The following is an 18,168-nucleotide window of genomic DNA, read 5'->3' on the forward strand; positions in this document are numbered from 1 at the left end:
TTAGTTTGATTATCAACTAATTACGCTAAGTTTTTTAAAATGTATGGGTCTTGTTTGGGGCTTTTTCTTAGCACGTTTTTACCGTGTGGGAGGTAGCCCTAAATAAAAAAATGCCTACAAACGAAAAAAATATTTCTTCACGTATTATATACGTTGATTATAAGCCCGCTACACTTCAAAAAGGGCATAATAACGAATGGCGCGTTGTATTCTACGCTAAAATTCCTACTCAAAATGAGTTTAAACGTTTTCGTAAGCGTGTGCCTCCCCTCTCCCCTACTCGCGAGCGTGAAAAGTACGCCAAAAAGATGATCGCTTCTATCAATCAAAAATTGGATAGTGGCTGGTCTCCTTTCTATGAGGATAATAATGTTAAGTACAAATCATTACAGTTTTGTGCTGACTTGTTTCTGAAAATGCAAGAACGAGAGGTGCAAGACGGTATTAAACGCCCCGACACGCTAAGGGCTTATGCTTCTTGTCTGGACCTCTTTCAAAAATACATCACAGATAAGAAAATACCACTCAAATTTGTAATAGAGTTGGACACAAATACATTACAAAACTACTTGGATTACTTGTACTACGAGAGAAAGAATAGTGCTAATACTTATAATAACCACTTGCGCCTGCTGAATATCTTCCTAAACTGGTGCAAAATAAAAAACTTTATCAATGTAAATCCTGCTGAAAGCATAAAACCCAAAGCAAAAACACAAAAGAAACGTGAAGTGCTGGCGGTGGATATTAAAGAAAAGGTGCGTACGCTGCGCGAGACTAATTTTCATTATTACGTGCTGTGTATGCTGACTTACTACTGCTTCATTAGGCGTACTGAACTGACAAAGCTAAAAGTAAGCGATGTGTACCTGCACGGAGGGTATATAGTGATTGACGGCACAAACTCTAAAAACCGAAAAACCGAAAGCGTTACCATACCCGATGTGTTTTTGCCCGACCTCGCCCAGCACCTCACCACGGCAAATAATAGCGACTACCTTTTTAGCGCGAATAAGTTTAAAGCTGGTCCTACCCAAATAACCCCTAAAAAGATTTCGGACGAGTGGGCTAAGTTTCGCAAGCTGCACAAGTTTGATAGCAAATTCCAGTTTTACTCTCTGAAAGATACTGGTATTACCGACCTGCTCAATAGTGGTATTCCTGCTATTAAGGTAAGAGACCAAGCAAGGCACTATGATTTGAAGATTACCGAAAGCTACACCGCTCGTAATAAATTTGCCGATGAAATGGTGAAGAGTGCTACGTTTGCTTTTTAATGCTTTACTCCTATTGATTAGTGTTTTTTTTGTGTGTTTTGTGTGCAAAGTGTATTTTTGCTATGTAAAACGCTGTTTTTCAGAATTATATAATGCACACAAAACTGCACACAAATTTTTATTTTGCACACAAATCTATGTTTTTGCACATAAATTTATAAATTTTGGGCGCGGGGTGAACGTGATTATATATAAGTTTCCCCCTTCTTTGAAACTTGCAAGCAAAAAGCGAAAAAACTTTCGCTGTGGGGCGAAAGTTTTTTGTAAGTGTTTGATATTCAGAGGGGGTTATTTTTTCTTTTTGTAGAGGTGTTTTTTTAGTTCTTCAGTAGATGTAAAGAAGTGCCCGTAGCCTTTTTGGGTTAATCCCTCTATAAGATCTTCATCACGAGACCATATTTTATGCTTATATTGCAGGTGCATAGCAATAAAAGGATAATCGTCTTCATCTATGTCTTTTACAATAGAAAATGCCTTTTGGATATTTTTATTTGATAGATCTTCTAACGGTACAACAGTGATATTTTTCAATAGTAAAGCCAAATCAGCTAAAATTTGTCGGTTTGTTTTATCCTTTTTTCGTTTTTTCTTTATGGTATCCAAATGATCTTTTACCTCTTCTATAATGTAATCAGGAGCCATAAACTGCATATTTTTATCTTTTAGGATAGAGGCTAACTCTCCATTGGGTGCTATTAGTGATCCAAAAAAGATATTGCTATCAGCGATTACGATCATACTATTTGTTTTTAAAAGGTAAGTTTAAGTTTTTAGCTTTGGCTAATCTACGGGCTATGTTTCTGTTGGCGATCTTTGATAGTGCCATAATAGCCTCGTATTGTTCTGGCGTTTCTTCCTCAAAAACTGGCTGATCAAGGGCTGTTTTTTTCTTGCTGACTTGTTTTGTGTTTGTAACGGTTACAAAATCAAAGGTTTTTAGGTATTGCACTAAGTTTTTGGCTATGTTGCTATTGCTATCTATTGTTATTGTGTATGGCATAATATTCTGTATTTTTATGCAAAGGTAGCAAATAATTTTGGAATTAGCAAATTAGGAAATGAAAGTTCGTTTATAGTTCGTTCATAGTTTAAACAGGAAAAATTTCTGTTTGGGTATTAAAAAACCAGCCTTACGGGGCTGGAGAAAAGGGGTATTAGCGTGTTTTGCGTTTGGCAGTGGTTTTTGCCTTTGCTTTAACGATTCGTCCGTTTTCATTGTAACGGAATCCTTTTTTTAATTTTCCATTGGCTTTTAAGCCTACTTTGCGGGTTGTCGGCATACTAAATAATTATTTAGGTTACTAAAATTGTTTTACAAAAAGGCTGTATATGAAGGGGAAAACCTTGTGTGTTTGGCTGTGCTTGCTCATATTCTTGCCTTGTTTAGTGGTGTTTTCTTCGACTATATGCTGCTGGACAAAATAGTGTTCGTGATATACTGGAAAGCCTAATATATCAACGCCTATTTGGTAAGAGACTACGTTTGTTATTACTGTGGTGTTCATATTTTAATAAATTACTTCGTATACATTGGTTTGTGGGGCTGGGGGCAAGCTATTGGCTTGGGAGGGCTGGCTGCCTGTGTTTAACTCTTGGGGTATATCGAGCATTTGCTGATAGTAGGTGCTATAGCGCAAGGCGGTAGCTGGTAGGGCATTGTAGCGGTTTTTGCTGGGATAAATATAATTTTCTCGGTAGTCGGGGGCTACGTGGGTGAGTAGGATTATATCGCCGTCGAACTCTGACTTGCTACCGCCTCGCATTTTGCCCTCGCCAGTAAGCTGGTAGATGAGCAAAAATAGCTTTCCGTCATACTTTTTGCGTAGGTCGCGGTCGAGGAGGAAGCGCGGGTTGAGTTCTTGCAGCTTGGCAAAGCTATCGATTACTATTACATCATTGCGCTGTATAAGGGCTTCGAGCTGGTCCAGATTCTTTATTTCGGGTGCTTCGATATTGGGCAGTGCGGTGTTATCAATGTACTGTTGTACTTTGTCATAATACAGCTTGCTGTCGGGGTGCTCTTCGAGGCTGGCGTGTCCTACTTTGTAGTTTTGTGCCAGGGCATTGATGAACTGAAAGGCGAAGCGTGTTTTGCCGCTGCCAGCGCCACCGGCTATGGTGATAACGGTGCTTTCGGCAGGTTTGCGTTCTACATCGCCAAGGAAGGCTTGCATTTGTGGGTTGGCGATGACAAAGGTTTCCCAGTTGCGCGTTTGCAAGGCTGCCATTTTGGCATCGAGGGTGTTTGCCGATGTGTTGATTTGCTGGTTTGTTTCTTCGGGCAGGTGCTCTACGTATACGGTTGGGACTGTAAGAGGGGTAGATAATCCGTATTTTTCTTTTATTTTTGCACTATTTCCTCGTATTTTCATACCTTGCTTGTTTATAAAACTTGTAATTTTAGTACTAAAATCCAAACCTAATGATTTTAATTTGTATCTTCTTAGAGTTTCGTAATTTTCTAAACGTTCAAATAGTTCATTATTATCAGTAAAGTATTGGTCAAGTTCTTGCAATCTTTTATTAATGTAGGGGTTACTTTCTTCAAAAGTATAAAAGGTACTATAATGTTCCTCTGTAAAAGGGAATGCCCAATAAAAAACTTCTGCAGCCTTATGGCTTTTGAAATATTTTCTATTTTCTTTTGAAAGCTCTCGCAAGAAAACTTTTATTTCCTCATCAAGTTCTTTATTTTCTTCAAATCCTTTTATTTTTCTTTTTTCATCTTGTAAAAAGGCTCTGCTTCTTAACTCTTTTTCGATTAGATTATACTCTAATGAATAATCTCTTTCTAAGGTGTGATATTCTCCTTTAGGGTCTATAATGCCATAGTCTTGGAAATACCAACCTTTTTTTAGTTTACCTTTTTCGGTTAATGCTTCTTTTAGAATGCCCGCGTGTCGGGGAGCATTTAAAGATTTGGGCACGTTTTTTGCTGGGATATTGGTAGAAAGCTGAGCTCCTTCGGCTGAGGGTAAAGTCCCTTTTGGAGCTTGGCTTTTCTTTTTGCTTATACTATTGTTAGGCACGGTTTTTGCGGTGGTATTGGTAGAAAGTGTTTCATTTCGCCCGTCTTGCAAGGTGCCTACTGGGTCTTGTGCGGAATGAGGCACTTTTTTGTTTTTAGGCACGGTTTTTGCAGCAGTATTGGTAGAAAGTGTTTCATTTCGCCCGTCTTGAGGATTGACTACGGTCGCCTTCCGAAATGAGGCACTTTTTTTCTTTCCTACTTCTACATTTTTTAGTTCTGTTTTCCGTTCTCTTGTTAATGAAATAGCTATACGTACGTGTCTTTTCTCACCGTCTATTGTTAGTTTGCTTTTGAAATTGAGGTAGCCTAATATATTGGGGCTATCTTGCGTTTTGCGGCTGCCCCAATTATTATAGGTTGAATTTTTGATAAGTTCTTCTAAACGTTCTATAACGGCAGCTTTTTCTTTATACATAGCTTCACCTTTAGCTATTTTACGCCCTGCTTTAGTAGTAAATATCACTTCTTTAAGGTGGTTTTTGATAGCTACTTTTTTGCCTTTTAGGTGTGTAAGGTAGTATGAAAGCGTAAAGGCTCTAAGTTCTGATACTTTCATATCTTTAAAAGTATCTGTAGAGATTTCGGGGTATTTGCCGAAAAGGGTGCCGTCGGCGGGGGCTGATAGTCCTTTTGTAGGCTTAGAAATCTCGGTAAGAGTAAGAGGCAGTGGGGCTATCATTAGGCAGGTATCGACCGTTGGTATATCTTTCTCGGTAGCAAAATAGCGCGCCATAATGAGGGCTTGCAGCTTATTGTCTGTTTGTATATGTATAGGTGATTTTCCACTTAAATTTTCAAAGTTCATAGTAAGGCTTTTAGCACCATTAGCGCGTAGCACATCTAAGGCATCTAGTAGGTTTTTAATATCTATATAGATGTTTTCTTTGTTTATATGTAAAGCTATAACCATAGGATTTTGGTAAGGGGCTAAACTTTTAATAGCTTTTTCGCCCCTATATAAGTGGTCAATCAATATGGTAATGTCTAACTGCTGTGAGGTGTAGGCTATAGGGGCATTTTTCATATTAACAGTACTATCAATAGGAAATCTACCCTCTATAAGTGCGTCTTCAGGCTTACAACCTCCAAACTTTTGGCACTTAAAATTTAGGTCGAATATCGACCCTGTTTTGTACTCATCGTTTTTAGGGCGAGGTAACCATATCAATTTGAATGCATCTGTGGCGATGTAATAGTCTTTGTCGATATATACACCTGTTAGTACTGGACGCAATTTGTCTTTGCTCACAATCTTTTTAAGGCTCATTATGCCTGTTGTTTTAGATTTTGGAGCTCTTTCAAAGTAATCTTCGGTGTTTATAGTACCTATAAAATCGCTACACAAAGCGTGCAATATTTGTAAATCTCTTTTATTGTTGAAATTAGGTTTGAAATAACCATTTTTGTCGCTAATACGGTTGTATTCTTGTTCAAAATCAATGTTTTTATATTTTGCTTTTACTCGCGAAATAGGCTGTGGCTGCGGATTAGAGCGGTCTATGTTGAAATATAAAAAATTATTACTATCATTAGTAGTTTCAGGAACTGTTGAGAGCTCTGGCTCTTGGGTTACTTTTTTTTGCGGCTCTTTTGGGCTTTTGGCTTTCTTCTTGGGTTTTTCGTACTTAGATAGAAAAGCGGGTAACCCTGCAGAATTGAGGTTTAGAATGTAGTCGGTGGCTTGCTGGGCAAGTGAGGCGGCTTTCATTAGGAATTTGTTATCGTTTTCGGCTTCTTTTATAGCACTATTCCAGCCTTTGAGGTAAGCAGCGTGATTTTTGTTATTGTACCACATAATGCCCGCCCACGCACTTAGGAATACGGCACCAAATTCGGCTACCAACTCTTCTTTGGCATAACCAGTATCACCAAATCTAAATGAAATCTTTTCACGATTTAGGCGGCTTTCGTGGCGTGTAGAGTGCGTAAGTTCGTGGAATAGGGTACGGTAATAGTCATTAACACTATCGAATTGCTCGACTTTTGGCATTCTTACCAAATCTTCACTTAGCTTATAATATGCCTCATTGCCTCCGTGCTTAATAGCGGGAGGGTTGGGGTAGTTTTCGACTATAAGGGCGGCGGCTTGGTTTTCGGGGGCTGTATCGGGTACGGCACGCCCTATCTTTACCTCTGGCAGTTTAAAGTCTATACCTGTAATATCTTCGCCGTTGTATACGTTGTAATAGCGTATCATTGGGATACGGGTAACTATATTTTCTGGTAACTTGTGTTTGTCTATGAAATCTATTACTTTATGAGCATTAGTAGATGAATAGGCTTTGCGTCCGGTATTTTTGTCGGCAGGGACAACGTAGCGGATAGAATAATATACTACCTCATAGCCTTTTGCACCTTTTTTTAGGGTGCCTTTGTGTTTTTTGATTTGCTTAAAGGTAAGGAAATAAGGGTTGGCAAAGGCTTCTGTAAGTCCGATACGTTCTTGCAAGAGCATACGGTTTACGCCTCGATATGGTTTTTTGCTGTCGAAATTAAGGGGTATAAAGAAAGCATCGTCTTCCCAAGTCTTTTTGTAATCGGAGGCTTTGGTGGACTTTAGCATACTGATAATCTTATCGGTTATCATTTGGTATATATCGGCAGCGGGTATGGGTTTGCCAAGCCCTTGTGGTTCATCATCGGGGGCTTCCTCAAAATAGTCGATGCCGGCAGCGGCGAGGAAGGCGATTTCGTTGTCTTGAGAGGGGCGGGACGATTGGGTTGGAATGATTTTGCCTTTTACAAACTTATAGCCTTTGCGTAGGCGTCCGTTTTCATCGAGGGCTTCGCGGTAGTCGCCTAAATGGCGAGTTCCCGCAAGAGCAGTGGGTATGGTGTCTTGCGGGTAGTTTTGGATATTGATAACGAAACGGTTGTTATTGGGGTATTCGTTAAGGATTTTGGAGAGGCGATAGATTACTTCGGTATTGTTTTCTTGTTTTGCCTGCTGGATTACTTCTTGTATTTGGGTGCGTGATACGGTGCGGTTATGTAGGGCTATAAATTCTTTCATATTTTCCATTTTTTGCATACTTTGGTGTTTTGGCGAGTGAGTCCTGCGAGTGGACAGCAGCAAACTCCACAACATTTTACTCCCATTATTATTTTTTGCAAGGGGCAATTATTACATATTTGGAGGCGGCGTGCGGCTTCGGCTTCGACTTGGAGGTCATCACGAAAAAGGGCGTTACTATATCCTTGTATGATAGGTTTTAGGTTCATTTTTTGTTGTGTTTATTTGGAATAGCATTATAAGTACATTGATAGCTGATAGGGCTATGGATATTTTCCAGTAGGTGCTATCGTGACTTTGGGTGCTTTTTTTTGTTTGTTTTTTTGCCATTGGTTTTAACTGATAATAGATAATAAGAAAGTGGCAGTAGCAGGAGGAAACCGACAGTGATGGTTATTCCTTTTTTTTTTCGAGGGTGAATAGGCTTGTACTCATTAGCTTCTGGGCTTGTTCAAAGGAGCTATGGGGTATTAAGTTTAGGCTTTGCTCGCCGTTTTCCATAGCAGTTATAGCTTTGGCAAGTGTGATGAAAAAGCTGGGGGTAAGATGCCTTGCTTCTAAGATTTGTGTTTTAGGTATGTTGGTTTGTTTGGCTACATAATCGGCGTAGTTTTTTGAGTTGTTTTCGGAAGGGGGAGCCCAAGTGTAGATGAGTTTTTCGAGGGTGTTTTTGCCTCGTTGTATAAGGGTTCGGGCGTTTATCATTAGGGCGCGTAATCCGTATTCTATTGTTTCAAACTGCTCAAAACGCCCATCGGTATTTTGGGTATGTGGTACTTTTCCTTGCCAAGGGGTGGTGCGTTTTTCGAGATTTCCGGGGTTGTTGTTACGCAGTCCACGAATTTTTGATTTGTTACGTAAGTCCATAGATTAGATAATATTTTTGTTAAAGGTGTATAGTTGTCCGAGTGTTTCGATATCGAGTTCATAGCGTAATTCGGATAGGAGTTTCATTGAATTGGCTTTGAGAGTTTCGACAAATTGCTGGTTGGTTTGTGGGGATTGGGTGTCTTTAGGAAAGATATTATTAAATAGTTTTTTCCAACTATCGGCACCACCGGTTACATTCCATAATTGGCGGGCGAGGTCGGTAGTAGGGATTTCGATATATATATCGTTAAAGGAGCATTTGCCGCCAGCTTGTAGGGCTACGCTATTGATATTGGGTAACTGACCGAAGCCGAGGAGTTCGGTACCGCGATATACGCGAAATACTTTGGCAGTTATTAGTCCGCCGGAAGAGGCGGTAAAATCTTGCGCGGTGGGATTTTGTAGCGTTACATCGATATAGAAGCGCAGGCGGTTAATACTAATATCGAGCCGCTTAGGGAGGGATATTTTATATAGTATTTTAGAGAATACATCTTTGGCTTGTGCTGTTTTGGCTTTGATGAAGCTCATTAATGAGATTGCCAAGATAGTTGTACCGGCGATGATAAGGTATTTTGGTTTCATATTTTTTAGAAATTTAGGGGTCTATTTTCTGAAAGCTATATATATGCGAATGATGCAGTAGGCGAGTGCGGCGGCACCTATGTAAGCTAATATTTTTATGGGTAGGGGTATGTAGGGGGTTGGTATTTGTTCTTTTTGTATTATGGTGTGCTGCTGGCTGCTGGTAGAGGATTGATGGCTATTGATTTGTTCTTGTAGTTGCTGATATAGGACAAGCTGCTGGCGGTATTTGTTATAATACAGTCCGTAGCTATTATTTCCTGATGTTTTGTGGGTAGCGAGGTGAGCGAGTGCGTTGGAGAGGGCTTGCTGGCAAAGGGAGTCGCAATTGGGGTTTGTGGTGCGTAGGGAGGGTACTGGTAGGTATAGGGTGTCGTGAATAGGGAGGGTGCGTTCGAGGTATAGGGTATCGGTTTTGGAGAGGACTAATTGGGAGGTATTAGAGTTAGTGGTTGGTTGAGTTTTACACCCCACCAACCACAAAGAACTAAATAAAAATATGACAATATGAAAAAAACGTGTACTCATTTTACTGGTTTAATTTTCGTTCAATATAATCTGATGCTTTACGTATCATATCTTCTACTTCATCTAATATAGATTCAGAAAATACACCTACTATTCCACATAAGGCATTTACAACAGGTATAGGAAGGTTCATTAGGTGAAGGAATAATACACCAGCACATAATGAAGTGAATGTTGCAATTAGACAGGAGCGAAAAAAACGGCTCCAGCTCATACGTTTACGTAGTTTGTTAATTGAGGCTCCTATAGCTCCAGCAAGTAAAAACCCGCTGTATTTGTAGAAAAATTCTTGCATTTTTTATAGTTTTTAGTATTAGGTACTTGGCTGTGTATAAATAGTCCCGTTATTTATTAAAATAGGGTTTGGTGTCATATTAAATTGTGGAAATTGGAATGTTTTATCTCCTTTAATAATTCTATTATTATCAGTTATTGTTATTGTTATTTCGGGTAGGCTTGTAGTATTAATCGCATATATAAAAAAAACAGCTGTATTATCAGTAACTTCCGTAAAATCAAGAAAACAAGAGTTTAAAATAAGAAGCATACCTCCTGCAAATTGATTTAATACGCTTGCTGATTGGTCTATAATAATAGGTACATATATAGGTATACCTCCTCCACTTACAATAGGAGGAGGAGTAGCAGCAGAATTACTATTATTTGTGATTGATAGGTTAAATTTTCCAGTCATAATGTTTTAGTTTTTATAGTTTATTCTTTGAAACATACTAATTCTTACAAACATCTTTTCTTATCATTCATTTATATTTGAACATTTATTTATTTTTTTTAGTAGCAAAATAAGTAACTGTACCACCTACAAGAGAGGCAAGAGCAATCCAAAGCCAAAATTTACTCTTCTTAACCTCATCATTTTGGGAAGGTTGAACCAGTGGTGTAGTAGGGGTGATAGGGGTAGTCGGTGTTGATGGAGTAGCTGGAGCTGTTGGTGAAGATGGCTTAGGTTTTTTACCAACAATCGTAGTACCTGGTAGCTGTTCTGCTTGTGGGGTAAGCTGTATAATAGGCACGAGAACTAATTGGCGAGCTTGTAGGGTTATGGTGCCATAACCTATATGACTAAATTGTATGGTATCGGTAATACCTAACTTTAATGGTTCAGTATTAAACTGACCTGCTGCATTAGAAGTAGTTCCAAGGTTACGAAACACATTAATTATATGTACATTAGATATAGGTAGCTTAGTACTGCTATCAATGATTTGTATTATTCGGTTCATATAACATAGAGGGTTATAGAGGTCAATCATACCTACGGATACGGCTTTAGCTGTTTGTGGGTTTTGTAGGATTGTTCTCATATTATTTACAGGTTATTACATAGTTTAAAGAAGGGTATTTCATTAACAGGTCATTGAAGTCCGTAGAGCTAAGTGTTTCACGTAACCAGCCTACTAAATCCATTTTACTGTCATTAACAGGTAGGATATTGCCTTTGTAATAATGACAATGAAAATAACTCTTAAGAATTTTCATATATTCATCATCTGGCACACCTTCATAAATAAGGTTTTTTACCTGTTGTTTATTAACACTTCCTCGTTTGTTCATTTCAGTAAGAAGTGAGTGGGTAAGTTGTTTTATCTTACTACCGTTACGAAAAGATTGTAATTGTTTTTTGTAATCGGGGTTTGCAGTGGGATTTTGGGCATTATTTTCAGAAGCATCATACTCTCCTTTTTCTTTGCGAAAGAAAGCAAAATAGGCGCCTATACTTAAGCCTACTAATGCAATACCTCCAATGATGTATGCTTGTGTTTTTGTTACTTTCATAGGAATAAGGTTTTATATTAGGTCGCCTGCACCAGGAGCCATTATTCGGCGCACAGCGGCAAGTTCTGATTCTGATAGGTCGCCGTGTAGGAATGAAGTTAAATCTTCATAATTTCCATTACCAAGAGAAAAAGTTAGCCCACCTGGCTCTCTCTTACCAAATGCATTGTAAATAGCAATGTAACCATTATAGTTTACACCTGCAAGGGCTCGTTTTATAGCTTCCTCATTAGTTCCTGCTCCTTTCATTGCTTGATAAAGAGCTTCAGCCTTGGCTTGTGCCGCTGCTGGAGAAACGTTACTACGCGGCATATTTCCATTGTATTTAGCTTTAACAAAACGATTTTTCCAAAAAAGGTAATAGAAAGCAGTTCCCCCAATAGCAAGAACGCTTACACCTAACAATATAAATCCTATATTGATAGTTGTAGTTACAGCTGTTTTGTTATTCTCCACCGCAGAGCGTGCTATGATTGAGGCTGCCCCTGAGAGTTTAGGTTGTTGCTTACTCATTTTTTTAAGGATTAAAAAGTGCTATATTTTCAAAAATGCTTTAAGAGTGTTCCAAAGTAAAGTGTTGGAAAAGTAACTTAATGCTTTTTTATTTTCAGACAAAGAGGCTAAACGGACTAATACAGTTTCGTCTAATTTAGCTAATTTATCAATTGCTTCTTGTTTGTTCATTTTCTAAGGATTGTGCTTGTTGTAGGTATTCGTACAATAGGTTAACTTGTTCATCGGAAACGTGTGGACTTGCTATGATACGCATAAAGGCTTGTTTGGTTTCGGAGAGAGATGTGTTTGGTTGCGCTAAGGCTGGTACGGCAGTAGCAGCAGCTGAGGAAGCTGATACTTTTTCGATAACAAAAGGGACTATACTTCCTAACGCCTCTGATACTTTTTCAAAACCTGGACTTTCCCAAAAGCTTTTTTTGTTAAGTATCTCTTCTTTTAGCTGTAATTCGTGTTTTTTGTCAGCTGTATCAAGCTGTAGTTTAAGAGCGGCTTTCTCTTCATGTAGCACACGTACTTGAGAACGCAAATCCTTATTGTCTTCACGTAGGGTGTCGTTATCACGCAAGAGGTCTCGGTAACGTTCTTCGGTAACCTTAGAGGATATCCAATCGGTAGTAGCCACAGGTGTATAACCAAGCCCCATAGGGTACCCCATAGCATTAGGCATATTTTGTGTAGCCATAGACGCAGTTGGTGTGTTTGAAAAACCAATTGTAGGCTGTGGTTGTTGTGAAACTATAGGAGCATTGGGCATCATAGTAGTTTCTGAGGGGGGTACTTCGTTGGGGGTCATTTCTTCTTCCTTTTTAAATGTTAACGTAAGGGAGTCCATTTTGTAGCTATTTTGTTTTCCATTTCTAAAATACAAACGCCGAAAATCAAGATTTGCACCACTGGTAAAACCATTATTGGGTAGGGATTTAATGAAGGCTTCAGATGATCCAAATTTAGATTTTATATCATTGAGAGAAAAACCATACTTAGGAGCTTCCGACTTTGCCAGCCGGTAGTTTCCTTGTGTAACGGTTACTACGTTATCGGGATGAGTGCTAAGAAATTGCGTTATTTTTTCTGCTACATTCATTTGTTACTTAGGTTGCTTGCTTAATAGGCACAATATAGCTCATTATGGCATTATTGGCTTTGCCGACTTCCTTCTTGAAGCGTATACGAAAGGATGTATTAATTATAGGTATATCATTTTCAACAAAGAAATATTGACCAGGGGCAATTTCTTCATTTGTGCCGTCATCTATAATTAGGGTTGTTTGTCCGTCATTATAGATTGATATACCGGCAGCTCCTTCGCCTTTGGTATCTTCAAAGAAATTGAAAACGGTATCATTGGTAATACGTATGCGGTTGAGTAGTCCTTTTGTCATTATTCAGAACAATTACATTCACGTTGGATAGTAAAAACGATTTCGCCGGTAAAATCATCAGTTAGGTTTTCTTCGGCAAGAACACTTACTTGAAATTTATTGTTGTTACAATCAAAACCTACTTGTTTCATACCTTGTATATAACCTCCACCTTTGTGTTTAAAATCACGATAATCGACAGGCTCAATGATAGTGTTAGACTGAGGGTCACGCACACTCATTTCGACAGCAAATTTTGGCTGTTCGTCTTTAAATGGTATGTAATGTACTCCTACGCATTTTCCCTTTTCTAAAGTCACATAGTCGGTTTGTGCGCGCTGCCCTGCTTGAATACGAATAGGCACGCGGTTAGTGATAATACTGCTTGTCATTTGTTTTTCGTTTTTAGATTATTATTTAGTCGTCGGGCTTTCCCCGACGACTAAATAATAAATATTAGCGTTTTAAATAGGTTTCGTAACCCTTTAACATAAAGGAAACAAAACTTTCGTGACCACTGGTAGCAGGTGTTATGGTACTGCCTTGAGGTGTTTCAATCGTTATTTCGATTGTTTGGCTTGGCTCAAGTACAGCTAAAGCACCAAGTTTACGGTATTTTTCGTTTTCACTTTTTTGAGCACGGAAAATACTTTCAACTGGCAATCTTACAATTACCTCACCATTTTGGCGTACCACTGCGTGAGAGGCACGAAGCTGAGCAGGTAGGTTGCCATCTTCATACTTTACATCCCAAACTTTGGTATTAGCAGCCGCTTCACCATATAGGAGCGCTATAGATTCAATGACAAAAAAGCGACCACTTTCAAGGCGGTTACCGTCAAAGTTAGTTACCCCTACTTCTTGGGTAGTGTTACCTGTTAGCAAAGGAACATTGCCTCCTGCAACAATTTTTGAATGTACATATAATTCACTCGGGGTGACTTTCATTCGTCCCATTTCTTGCGGCTGCAAGTTAAAGCGTGCGGCGTTGCGTTGCAAAAAATTTTGTACGCGTAATAGTTGTTCTTCGTTTTGTAGAAACTCGTTCATTTTTTCTTTGTTTTTTTTAGTTATTAAATTATAAAATGTTACACTTCGGCAAATGAGGAGCTCGTGCTGCCTGAAAGAAACATTGTTTGTTCTGTATCGTTAGGCACTTCCTCATAGTCATAGTAGTCATAAGGGGTAGTACTCTCAACATATACAGTTTCAGGAGCTGCAAGTCCTACGGCTGTTTTAAGGATTCCGTCCTCCATAGGTTTGTCTTTAGGGGTAAGAGCTAACTTTAGGACTTCAGAGAGTTGAGTAGCGGCAATACCAGTGCCGGCACTTTGCATAATTTTTCCACTGGTTTCTTTAGTGTTACCAGCAGCAATAAGGGCGATACCCACTAAGGCAACAAGAGAGTGGCGATAGATAGGTTTTTTAATTACGGCATCAAGCTTTGAAGCTACTACGCGTGAAGCCATAGCGCCACCGAGGGCACTGGCAGCGGTGATACCTGCTTGGGTGATTGTTTGCTGATTGATATTCATTTTTTTGTTTGTTAAAATGGTATTAGGTTCATTATTTTGTGCAAATATACAATGTGAGATTGTAGGGTGTGACACACAAGGACACACAAGGACACAATAGGTCACATTAAGAAAGACTACGGACTACTTTTTGTTCATCATCATTATCATTACAGTAATAAAAAGTACACCTCCTATCCCTAAGCCAATGTATAGGGGGGTGTTGTCTTTTTTCTTAAGTGCCTGCATTTTTAAGTAATCTTGCAAGAAAGAGTCATTAGTGCTTGGATTGGTAAGGTTATTTTGTAGATAACTATCCAATTGACCTTGCTGTTTGGCTAATGCAGCTTGGTAAAGCTCACGAGCTTCTTCGGGGGTGAGGGTTTTACCTTCTACATTTATATTTTGCCCACCTTTGAATTTGTTTACGATGTCGGCTACACCTCCTGCGAGGTCTATTAAGTCATTAACACGGTTAATAGCGTTATCGACAGTGATATTATTACGTTTGAAAAAGTTACCTTCGGTGGCACGGCGTTGGGCTCGTTCTTGTTGTCGTTGTGCTCGTTTCTCGGCATTTCCTAAGCCGCTGCAAGAGGTGCAAGGTGCGGCTAATTGATATACGGCTAATTTTGTTTCCATTGTTATTGTGTTTATTTTTTGATTACAGAAAATATTACGCCTAAGACTATGATACCGCTAAGGATATATAGAGCTGTATTATCGGGCTTGTTTTTACCGGTAATCTCATCTATTATCTTGCGGCGTTCACGAATATTTTCGGCGTGTTGAGCTCGGTATGTAGCGCGGTTAAACTGGTTTTGTTGTTCTTGTAATTCGAGGCGCTTTTTTTCGATAGCTATTTCTTCGGGGCTTTTGGTGATGTGGTAATGATTTTCATTCACTACATTACCATTGCCCTCGGTACCTGTACTTTTATTGCTGAAAGCAGAGTATAGGTTAGCACCTTGGTTAGCGAGTTGGAGGGCGGTGTTAGAATAATCAAGTATGGCTCCTACATTCATTATACAGTTACTTTTTTAGCAGATGGTTTAAGTAAGATATATCCGCCTATAACGGCAGCGCTTAAAAGGATTAATGTTTGTGTTTGCTTTGTTTTGTCTTTAACAGTGTTTTCAGCAGCTTGTTTTGCTTCTGCATCGCGGGCTTGTTGTTCTGTAGCTAATCGTTCTGCATCGCGGTTGGCTATGTAGCTGTTACGTGCGGCTGTGATTCGCTGATTATGGGAGGCTAAAAGGGCTTCTTTTTGTTCTTTTTCCTTTTCAAGTTTGAAAACGGCATTGCGTTGTATCTGTATGTTTTCGGGGCTTAATCGTTGCCGGCGTTCGTTAAGCTGCGCTTGTACTTTAGAAAGCTCTTGTTCAAGGGGTAGGGCTTGTGCTGTAAAGTTTTTTTCGCGTTCTTCGTAAGTTTCACACGAAAATGCTTTATTCCAAAGGCGCTTGCCGAACCAGCCTAGTCCTTCAAGGTTGGCTTGTGTGGCGGGGTTCATTTCCCACGCATCGGCAAGTAATTTAGCTTGCGTTATTTGCTGGTCTAGAGCTGTGTTTTTTTGAGATAAAGAGTCTTGTTTTTGTTTGAGTAGATTGAACTCGTGCTGTTGTTGTCCGTGTTCAATTTCGGTAATTTGTGCTTTTACGGAATCTATTTGACCTGGTAAGGCATTAAAATGTTCTTCGGCTCTTGCGGCACGAGCTCGATGATTATCGCAGCCTCCTAAGCCTTGACAAGGAGAGGCTAGGGCTGCAGTAAGGCGTGTTAGGTATAAAGTATCAAACATATTATAAGGTATTATTATTTGTTATTATTCATCATTTTGATAAGGAGAATGCCTAAACTTCCGATAAGGAGTAAGTTTATGATTTTTTTGTTTTCAATGTTCAGTTGCTGTTTTGCTTCGTAGTTGGCTATTTTGTGCTGGTTATCGTAATTGCCTTTTTCATCAAGTTGCCGTGAGGTATGTAGCTTTGTAAGGGTTTGCCAAAAGGCTTGATTACTGTTAATATAGGCTTCAAGGCGTGCTTTTTCCTCGTTTTTGAGAGCTTGTTGATAGGCTAAATCGTACTTTATGTATATGCTTTCTTGCTGGCGTTGTAATTCTTCTTCTAAAGTAAATTGGGTTACCACTGGTAAGAATACGTTGCGGCGGATAGCCAATATTTTAGATTCAAAGGGTTGCATTTCGGCTTTGTAATCATTGGCTTTTGTGATGCCATAATCAATTTGTATGCGTGTAGCATTGGCTTGTAGCCACTGTTGGAAAGACAAAGGAGTATTATATGGATAGGCTCCTTTGCGCTGGGTACGTTGCTCTACTTTTAGTGCCCTATATGTAGCAAAAATAGGCTCTTTGGCTGCTGGCACTATAAAATACCAAGAGCGATTCGCAGTAGTGGTGCGTTTTTCTTCGACTGTTACGCTAAAATGCTCGGAAAGTTTGAACTGTAGCATTTGTAACATTGTATTAACAGCTTGTTGCACATTGCTTACAAAACTTTGGTAACTTAGTAAACTTTCGGCACTACATTTTTGAACATGTACTTGACATTCATGGCGGTAATGAGCTACTCCTAAATCAATTTCTTTTAATAGCAGGTTCAATTCACTAATGGCTACAGGTTCGAGCCCTTGAGCAAACTTTTGGCGTACACTTTCTAAAGTGTTCTTGAATTGTTCATAAAATTGTTCTTTAAGTGCTTTATCGATAGTGTCGGAAGTGTAGAAGGCTCCAGCACAAGGATTGCCAAAAAAAAGTACTGCAAGAGCGACTACGGCAGTAACAGCTGCAATACATAGCCCTACAATGGTACCTATACCTGGCACGGCATTACTAACGATAGCTGCCTTAGTACCAAGAGCCGTGATAGCAGCCGCAGTGGCTGAAGCAGCTGAACCTACTGCATTTATTTTGTTAATGGTTTGATTTTTATGTACATTGCCAGTTGTATGTGCATTTTGCTTACTGATTTCGTAAGACTGAGCAAGAAGTTCTTGCATTTGACTTTCGAGAGTAGCAGGGGCAGCTAAAGCGTTGATTTGTGCTTTTTGGTTTTTTGTGTTTTGAGCAGTCATTAACACATCGTCTTTAGCGAGGTAAGGCAGTTCTTGAGTGGTGTTAATAGTACCGTCGATAACGTAATAACCGCTGGAAAGTGAAGCAGTTTGTTGGTTTTTTGGCACCACAATATACACGTGAGTGTAGCCGTTAGGGTTTGCTTCTTGCTTAATACGACGCATATAGTGTGTGATACCAGCATTTAGCAGTACAGTAGAGGCAAAAATGGTGTAACTCTTACAATCAATACCGCTAAAGCGGGATGCCCAACTGCAAGCTGGGGAACGCAGCAGTTGGGCTTCGCCGTCGATAGCGTACTGAAAATGCCAGTAGAGAAATTGGTGGAGGCTATTGCATAGAGAAGAAAGATTGCCTCCTGAGAAAAACTTGAGAGTAAGGGCTCGCGTATGGTGTTTGTATTTTTGTGCTGTTTTTGCCATATTTTGAATGGCAAAAGAAGTGTCACCGTTGCCGAGCTTTTTTGAAGAGCAGTCGGACGGTGGCATATAGGCAGCGTATAAGTTTCCTGAGCGTACTGGACGGTATAGTGCGTTATTTATATCGGTAGCGGTCAAAATTAGGTTATTATTTTTGCCGCAA

26 protein-coding genes are annotated in these 18,168 nt (G+C 39.4%); 1 reads left to right on the forward strand and 25 read right to left on the reverse strand.

The features are described 5' to 3' along the window. Nucleotides 1–110: 110 nt before the first annotated feature. Nucleotides 111–1,277 (forward strand): site-specific integrase, encoded by a 1,167-nt coding sequence (locus tag C4H12_RS01770; RefSeq protein WP_106099394.1) that lies wholly within the window; start codon nt 111–113, stop codon nt 1,275–1,277. Between the two features lie 288 nt (nt 1,278–1,565). Here the strand turns inward: C4H12_RS01770 and C4H12_RS01780 are convergent, their stop codons facing one another. From C4H12_RS01780 to C4H12_RS01880, 25 genes are all read right to left on the reverse strand, one after another. After that, nucleotides 1,566–2,015 (reverse strand): PIN domain-containing protein, encoded by a 450-nt coding sequence (locus C4H12_RS01780; RefSeq protein ID WP_106097397.1) that lies wholly within the window; start codon nt 2,013–2,015, stop codon nt 1,566–1,568. 1 nt (nt 2,016) lies between these two features. Continuing rightward, entirely contained in the window at nt 2,017–2,277 is a 261-nt protein-coding gene (locus tag C4H12_RS01785) for a hypothetical protein (RefSeq protein ID WP_106097398.1), read from the reverse strand. A gap of 154 nt (nt 2,278–2,431) precedes the next feature. Further along, a complete protein-coding gene (locus C4H12_RS13935; protein ID WP_256387547.1) occupies nt 2,432–2,557 on the reverse strand; it encodes a hypothetical protein in 126 nt (41 codons plus the stop codon). 21 nt (nt 2,558–2,578) lie between these two features. Next, nucleotides 2,579–2,782 (reverse strand): glutamyl-tRNA amidotransferase, encoded by a 204-nt coding sequence (locus C4H12_RS01790; protein ID WP_106097399.1) that lies wholly within the window; start codon nt 2,780–2,782, stop codon nt 2,579–2,581. A gap of 3 nt (nt 2,783–2,785) precedes the next feature. After that, nucleotides 2,786–7,321, reverse strand: a complete 4,536-nt coding sequence (locus C4H12_RS01795; RefSeq protein WP_164997583.1) for a zincin-like metallopeptidase domain-containing protein — start codon at nt 7,319–7,321, stop codon at nt 2,786–2,788. Then, complete coding sequence (locus C4H12_RS13665) at nt 7,318–7,530, reverse strand: hypothetical protein (protein WP_164997584.1); 213 nt, start codon at nt 7,528–7,530, stop codon at nt 7,318–7,320. The genes C4H12_RS01795 and C4H12_RS13665 overlap by 4 nt, the downstream gene beginning before the upstream one ends. Then, nucleotides 7,499–7,651 (reverse strand): hypothetical protein, encoded by a 153-nt coding sequence (locus C4H12_RS13670; protein WP_164997585.1) that lies wholly within the window; start codon nt 7,649–7,651, stop codon nt 7,499–7,501. The genes C4H12_RS13665 and C4H12_RS13670 overlap by 32 nt, the downstream gene beginning before the upstream one ends. Before the next feature lie 63 nt (nt 7,652–7,714). Then, nucleotides 7,715–8,188 (reverse strand): hypothetical protein, encoded by a 474-nt coding sequence (locus C4H12_RS01800; RefSeq protein ID WP_106097401.1) that lies wholly within the window; start codon nt 8,186–8,188, stop codon nt 7,715–7,717. A gap of 3 nt (nt 8,189–8,191) precedes the next feature. Next, nucleotides 8,192–8,776 (reverse strand): hypothetical protein, encoded by a 585-nt coding sequence (locus tag C4H12_RS01805; RefSeq protein WP_129588195.1) that lies wholly within the window; start codon nt 8,774–8,776, stop codon nt 8,192–8,194. A 21-nt stretch (nt 8,777–8,797) separates the two neighbouring features. Further along, nucleotides 8,798–9,304, reverse strand: coding sequence for a hypothetical protein (locus C4H12_RS01810; protein ID WP_106097403.1), 507 nt, complete (start codon nt 9,302–9,304; stop codon nt 8,798–8,800). A 1-nt stretch (nt 9,305) separates the two neighbouring features. Further along, nucleotides 9,306–9,599, reverse strand: a complete 294-nt coding sequence (locus C4H12_RS01815; RefSeq protein ID WP_106097404.1) for a phage holin family protein — start codon at nt 9,597–9,599, stop codon at nt 9,306–9,308. Nucleotides 9,600–9,617: 18 nt separating this feature from the next. Further along, nucleotides 9,618–9,998 carry a hypothetical protein gene (locus tag C4H12_RS01820; protein ID WP_106097405.1) on the reverse strand — a complete coding sequence of 127 codons (381 nt, stop codon included), beginning with the start codon at nt 9,996–9,998 and terminating at the stop codon, nt 9,618–9,620. A gap of 85 nt (nt 9,999–10,083) precedes the next feature. Continuing rightward, a complete protein-coding gene (locus tag C4H12_RS01825) occupies nt 10,084–10,629 on the reverse strand; it encodes a hypothetical protein (RefSeq protein WP_106097406.1) in 546 nt (181 codons plus the stop codon). A 1-nt stretch (nt 10,630) separates the two neighbouring features. Then, nucleotides 10,631–11,101: a hypothetical protein gene (locus tag C4H12_RS01830; RefSeq protein WP_106097407.1), complete on the reverse strand. Its 471-nt coding sequence runs from the start codon at nt 11,099–11,101 to the stop codon at nt 10,631–10,633. A 12-nt stretch (nt 11,102–11,113) separates the two neighbouring features. Beyond that, nucleotides 11,114–11,614 carry a hypothetical protein gene (locus C4H12_RS01835; RefSeq protein ID WP_106097408.1) on the reverse strand — a complete coding sequence of 167 codons (501 nt, stop codon included), beginning with the start codon at nt 11,612–11,614 and terminating at the stop codon, nt 11,114–11,116. Nucleotides 11,615–11,635: 21 nt separating this feature from the next. Further along, nucleotides 11,636–11,785, reverse strand: a complete 150-nt coding sequence (locus C4H12_RS13675) for a hypothetical protein (RefSeq protein WP_164997586.1) — start codon at nt 11,783–11,785, stop codon at nt 11,636–11,638. Further along, complete coding sequence (locus tag C4H12_RS01840; protein ID WP_106097409.1) at nt 11,763–12,701, reverse strand: hypothetical protein; 939 nt, start codon at nt 12,699–12,701, stop codon at nt 11,763–11,765. The genes C4H12_RS13675 and C4H12_RS01840 overlap by 23 nt, the downstream gene beginning before the upstream one ends. Nucleotides 12,702–12,708: 7 nt before the next feature. Further along, entirely contained in the window at nt 12,709–12,999 is a 291-nt protein-coding gene (locus tag C4H12_RS01845) for a hypothetical protein (protein ID WP_106097410.1), read from the reverse strand. Next, nucleotides 12,999–13,370 carry a hypothetical protein gene (locus C4H12_RS01850; RefSeq protein ID WP_106097411.1) on the reverse strand — a complete coding sequence of 124 codons (372 nt, stop codon included), beginning with the start codon at nt 13,368–13,370 and terminating at the stop codon, nt 12,999–13,001. Before C4H12_RS01850 ends, C4H12_RS01845 begins: the two co-directional genes overlap by 1 nt. 64 nt (nt 13,371–13,434) lie before the next feature. Then, nucleotides 13,435–14,028: a hypothetical protein gene (locus C4H12_RS01855; RefSeq protein ID WP_106097412.1), complete on the reverse strand. Its 594-nt coding sequence runs from the start codon at nt 14,026–14,028 to the stop codon at nt 13,435–13,437. A gap of 38 nt (nt 14,029–14,066) precedes the next feature. Next, nucleotides 14,067–14,513, reverse strand: a complete 447-nt coding sequence (locus C4H12_RS01860; protein WP_129588196.1) for a hypothetical protein — start codon at nt 14,511–14,513, stop codon at nt 14,067–14,069. A 123-nt stretch (nt 14,514–14,636) separates the two neighbouring features. Further along, complete coding sequence (locus tag C4H12_RS01865; RefSeq protein ID WP_106097414.1) at nt 14,637–15,134, reverse strand: hypothetical protein; 498 nt, start codon at nt 15,132–15,134, stop codon at nt 14,637–14,639. Nucleotides 15,135–15,145: 11 nt separating this feature from the next. Next, entirely contained in the window at nt 15,146–15,517 is a 372-nt protein-coding gene (locus C4H12_RS01870; RefSeq protein ID WP_106097415.1) for a hypothetical protein, read from the reverse strand. Next, nucleotides 15,517–16,293 (reverse strand): hypothetical protein, encoded by a 777-nt coding sequence (locus C4H12_RS01875; RefSeq protein WP_106097416.1) that lies wholly within the window; start codon nt 16,291–16,293, stop codon nt 15,517–15,519. Before C4H12_RS01875 ends, C4H12_RS01870 begins: the two co-directional genes overlap by 1 nt. A 14-nt stretch (nt 16,294–16,307) precedes the next feature. Continuing rightward, nucleotides 16,308–18,143 carry a hypothetical protein gene (locus tag C4H12_RS01880; RefSeq protein WP_106097417.1) on the reverse strand — a complete coding sequence of 612 codons (1,836 nt, stop codon included), beginning with the start codon at nt 18,141–18,143 and terminating at the stop codon, nt 16,308–16,310. Between the last annotated feature and the right edge of the window lie 25 nt (nt 18,144–18,168).

Source organism: Capnocytophaga sp. oral taxon 878 (assembly GCF_002999135.1).
GTDB lineage: Bacteria > Bacteroidota > Bacteroidia > Flavobacteriales > Flavobacteriaceae > Capnocytophaga.

Bases quoted from the DNA above. Each gene is read 5' to 3' on its own strand.
- C4H12_RS01810 (WP_106097403.1), bottom strand. From the start codon at position 9,304: ATGAGTACACGTTTTTTTCATATTGTCATATTTTTATTTAGTTCTTTG.
- C4H12_RS01875 (WP_106097416.1), bottom strand. From the start codon at position 16,293: ATGTTTGATACTTTATACCTAACACGCCTTACTGCAGCCCTAGCCTCT.
- C4H12_RS13675 (WP_164997586.1), bottom strand. From the start codon at position 11,785: ATGAACAAACAAGAAGCAATTGATAAATTAGCTAAATTAGACGAAACT.
- C4H12_RS13670 (WP_164997585.1), bottom strand. From the start codon at position 7,651: ATGGCAAAAAAACAAACAAAAAAAAGCACCCAAAGTCACGATAGCACC.
- C4H12_RS01850 (WP_106097411.1), bottom strand. From the start codon at position 13,370: ATGACAAGCAGTATTATCACTAACCGCGTGCCTATTCGTATTCAAGCA.
- C4H12_RS01770 (WP_106099394.1), top strand. From the start codon at position 111: ATGCCTACAAACGAAAAAAATATTTCTTCACGTATTATATACGTTGAT.
- C4H12_RS01845 (WP_106097410.1), bottom strand. From the start codon at position 12,999: ATGACAAAAGGACTACTCAACCGCATACGTATTACCAATGATACCGTT.
- C4H12_RS01820 (WP_106097405.1), bottom strand. From the start codon at position 9,998: ATGACTGGAAAATTTAACCTATCAATCACAAATAATAGTAATTCTGCT.
- C4H12_RS01800 (WP_106097401.1), bottom strand. From the start codon at position 8,188: ATGGACTTACGTAACAAATCAAAAATTCGTGGACTGCGTAACAACAAC.
- C4H12_RS01785 (WP_106097398.1), bottom strand. From the start codon at position 2,277: ATGCCATACACAATAACAATAGATAGCAATAGCAACATAGCCAAAAAC.
- C4H12_RS13665 (WP_164997584.1), bottom strand. From the start codon at position 7,530: ATGAACCTAAAACCTATCATACAAGGATATAGTAACGCCCTTTTTCGT.
- C4H12_RS01840 (WP_106097409.1), bottom strand. From the start codon at position 12,701: ATGAATGTAGCAGAAAAAATAACGCAATTTCTTAGCACTCATCCCGAT.
- C4H12_RS01780 (WP_106097397.1), bottom strand. From the start codon at position 2,015: ATGATCGTAATCGCTGATAGCAATATCTTTTTTGGATCACTAATAGCA.
- C4H12_RS01870 (WP_106097415.1), bottom strand. From the start codon at position 15,517: ATGAATGTAGGAGCCATACTTGATTATTCTAACACCGCCCTCCAACTC.
- C4H12_RS01830 (WP_106097407.1), bottom strand. From the start codon at position 11,101: ATGAAAGTAACAAAAACACAAGCATACATCATTGGAGGTATTGCATTA.
- C4H12_RS01865 (WP_106097414.1), bottom strand. From the start codon at position 15,134: ATGGAAACAAAATTAGCCGTATATCAATTAGCCGCACCTTGCACCTCT.
- C4H12_RS01860 (WP_129588196.1), bottom strand. From the start codon at position 14,513: ATGAATATCAATCAGCAAACAATCACCCAAGCAGGTATCACCGCTGCC.
- C4H12_RS01855 (WP_106097412.1), bottom strand. From the start codon at position 14,028: ATGAACGAGTTTCTACAAAACGAAGAACAACTATTACGCGTACAAAAT.
- C4H12_RS13935 (WP_256387547.1), bottom strand. From the start codon at position 2,557: ATGCCGACAACCCGCAAAGTAGGCTTAAAAGCCAATGGAAAATTAAAA.
- C4H12_RS01805 (WP_129588195.1), bottom strand. From the start codon at position 8,776: ATGAAACCAAAATACCTTATCATCGCCGGTACAACTATCTTGGCAATC.
- C4H12_RS01825 (WP_106097406.1), bottom strand. From the start codon at position 10,629: ATGAGAACAATCCTACAAAACCCACAAACAGCTAAAGCCGTATCCGTA.
- C4H12_RS01815 (WP_106097404.1), bottom strand. From the start codon at position 9,599: ATGCAAGAATTTTTCTACAAATACAGCGGGTTTTTACTTGCTGGAGCT.
- C4H12_RS01835 (WP_106097408.1), bottom strand. From the start codon at position 11,614: ATGAGTAAGCAACAACCTAAACTCTCAGGGGCAGCCTCAATCATAGCA.
- C4H12_RS01795 (WP_164997583.1), bottom strand. From the start codon at position 7,321: ATGAAAGAATTTATAGCCCTACATAACCGCACCGTATCACGCACCCAA.
- C4H12_RS01790 (WP_106097399.1), bottom strand. From the start codon at position 2,782: ATGAACACCACAGTAATAACAAACGTAGTCTCTTACCAAATAGGCGTT.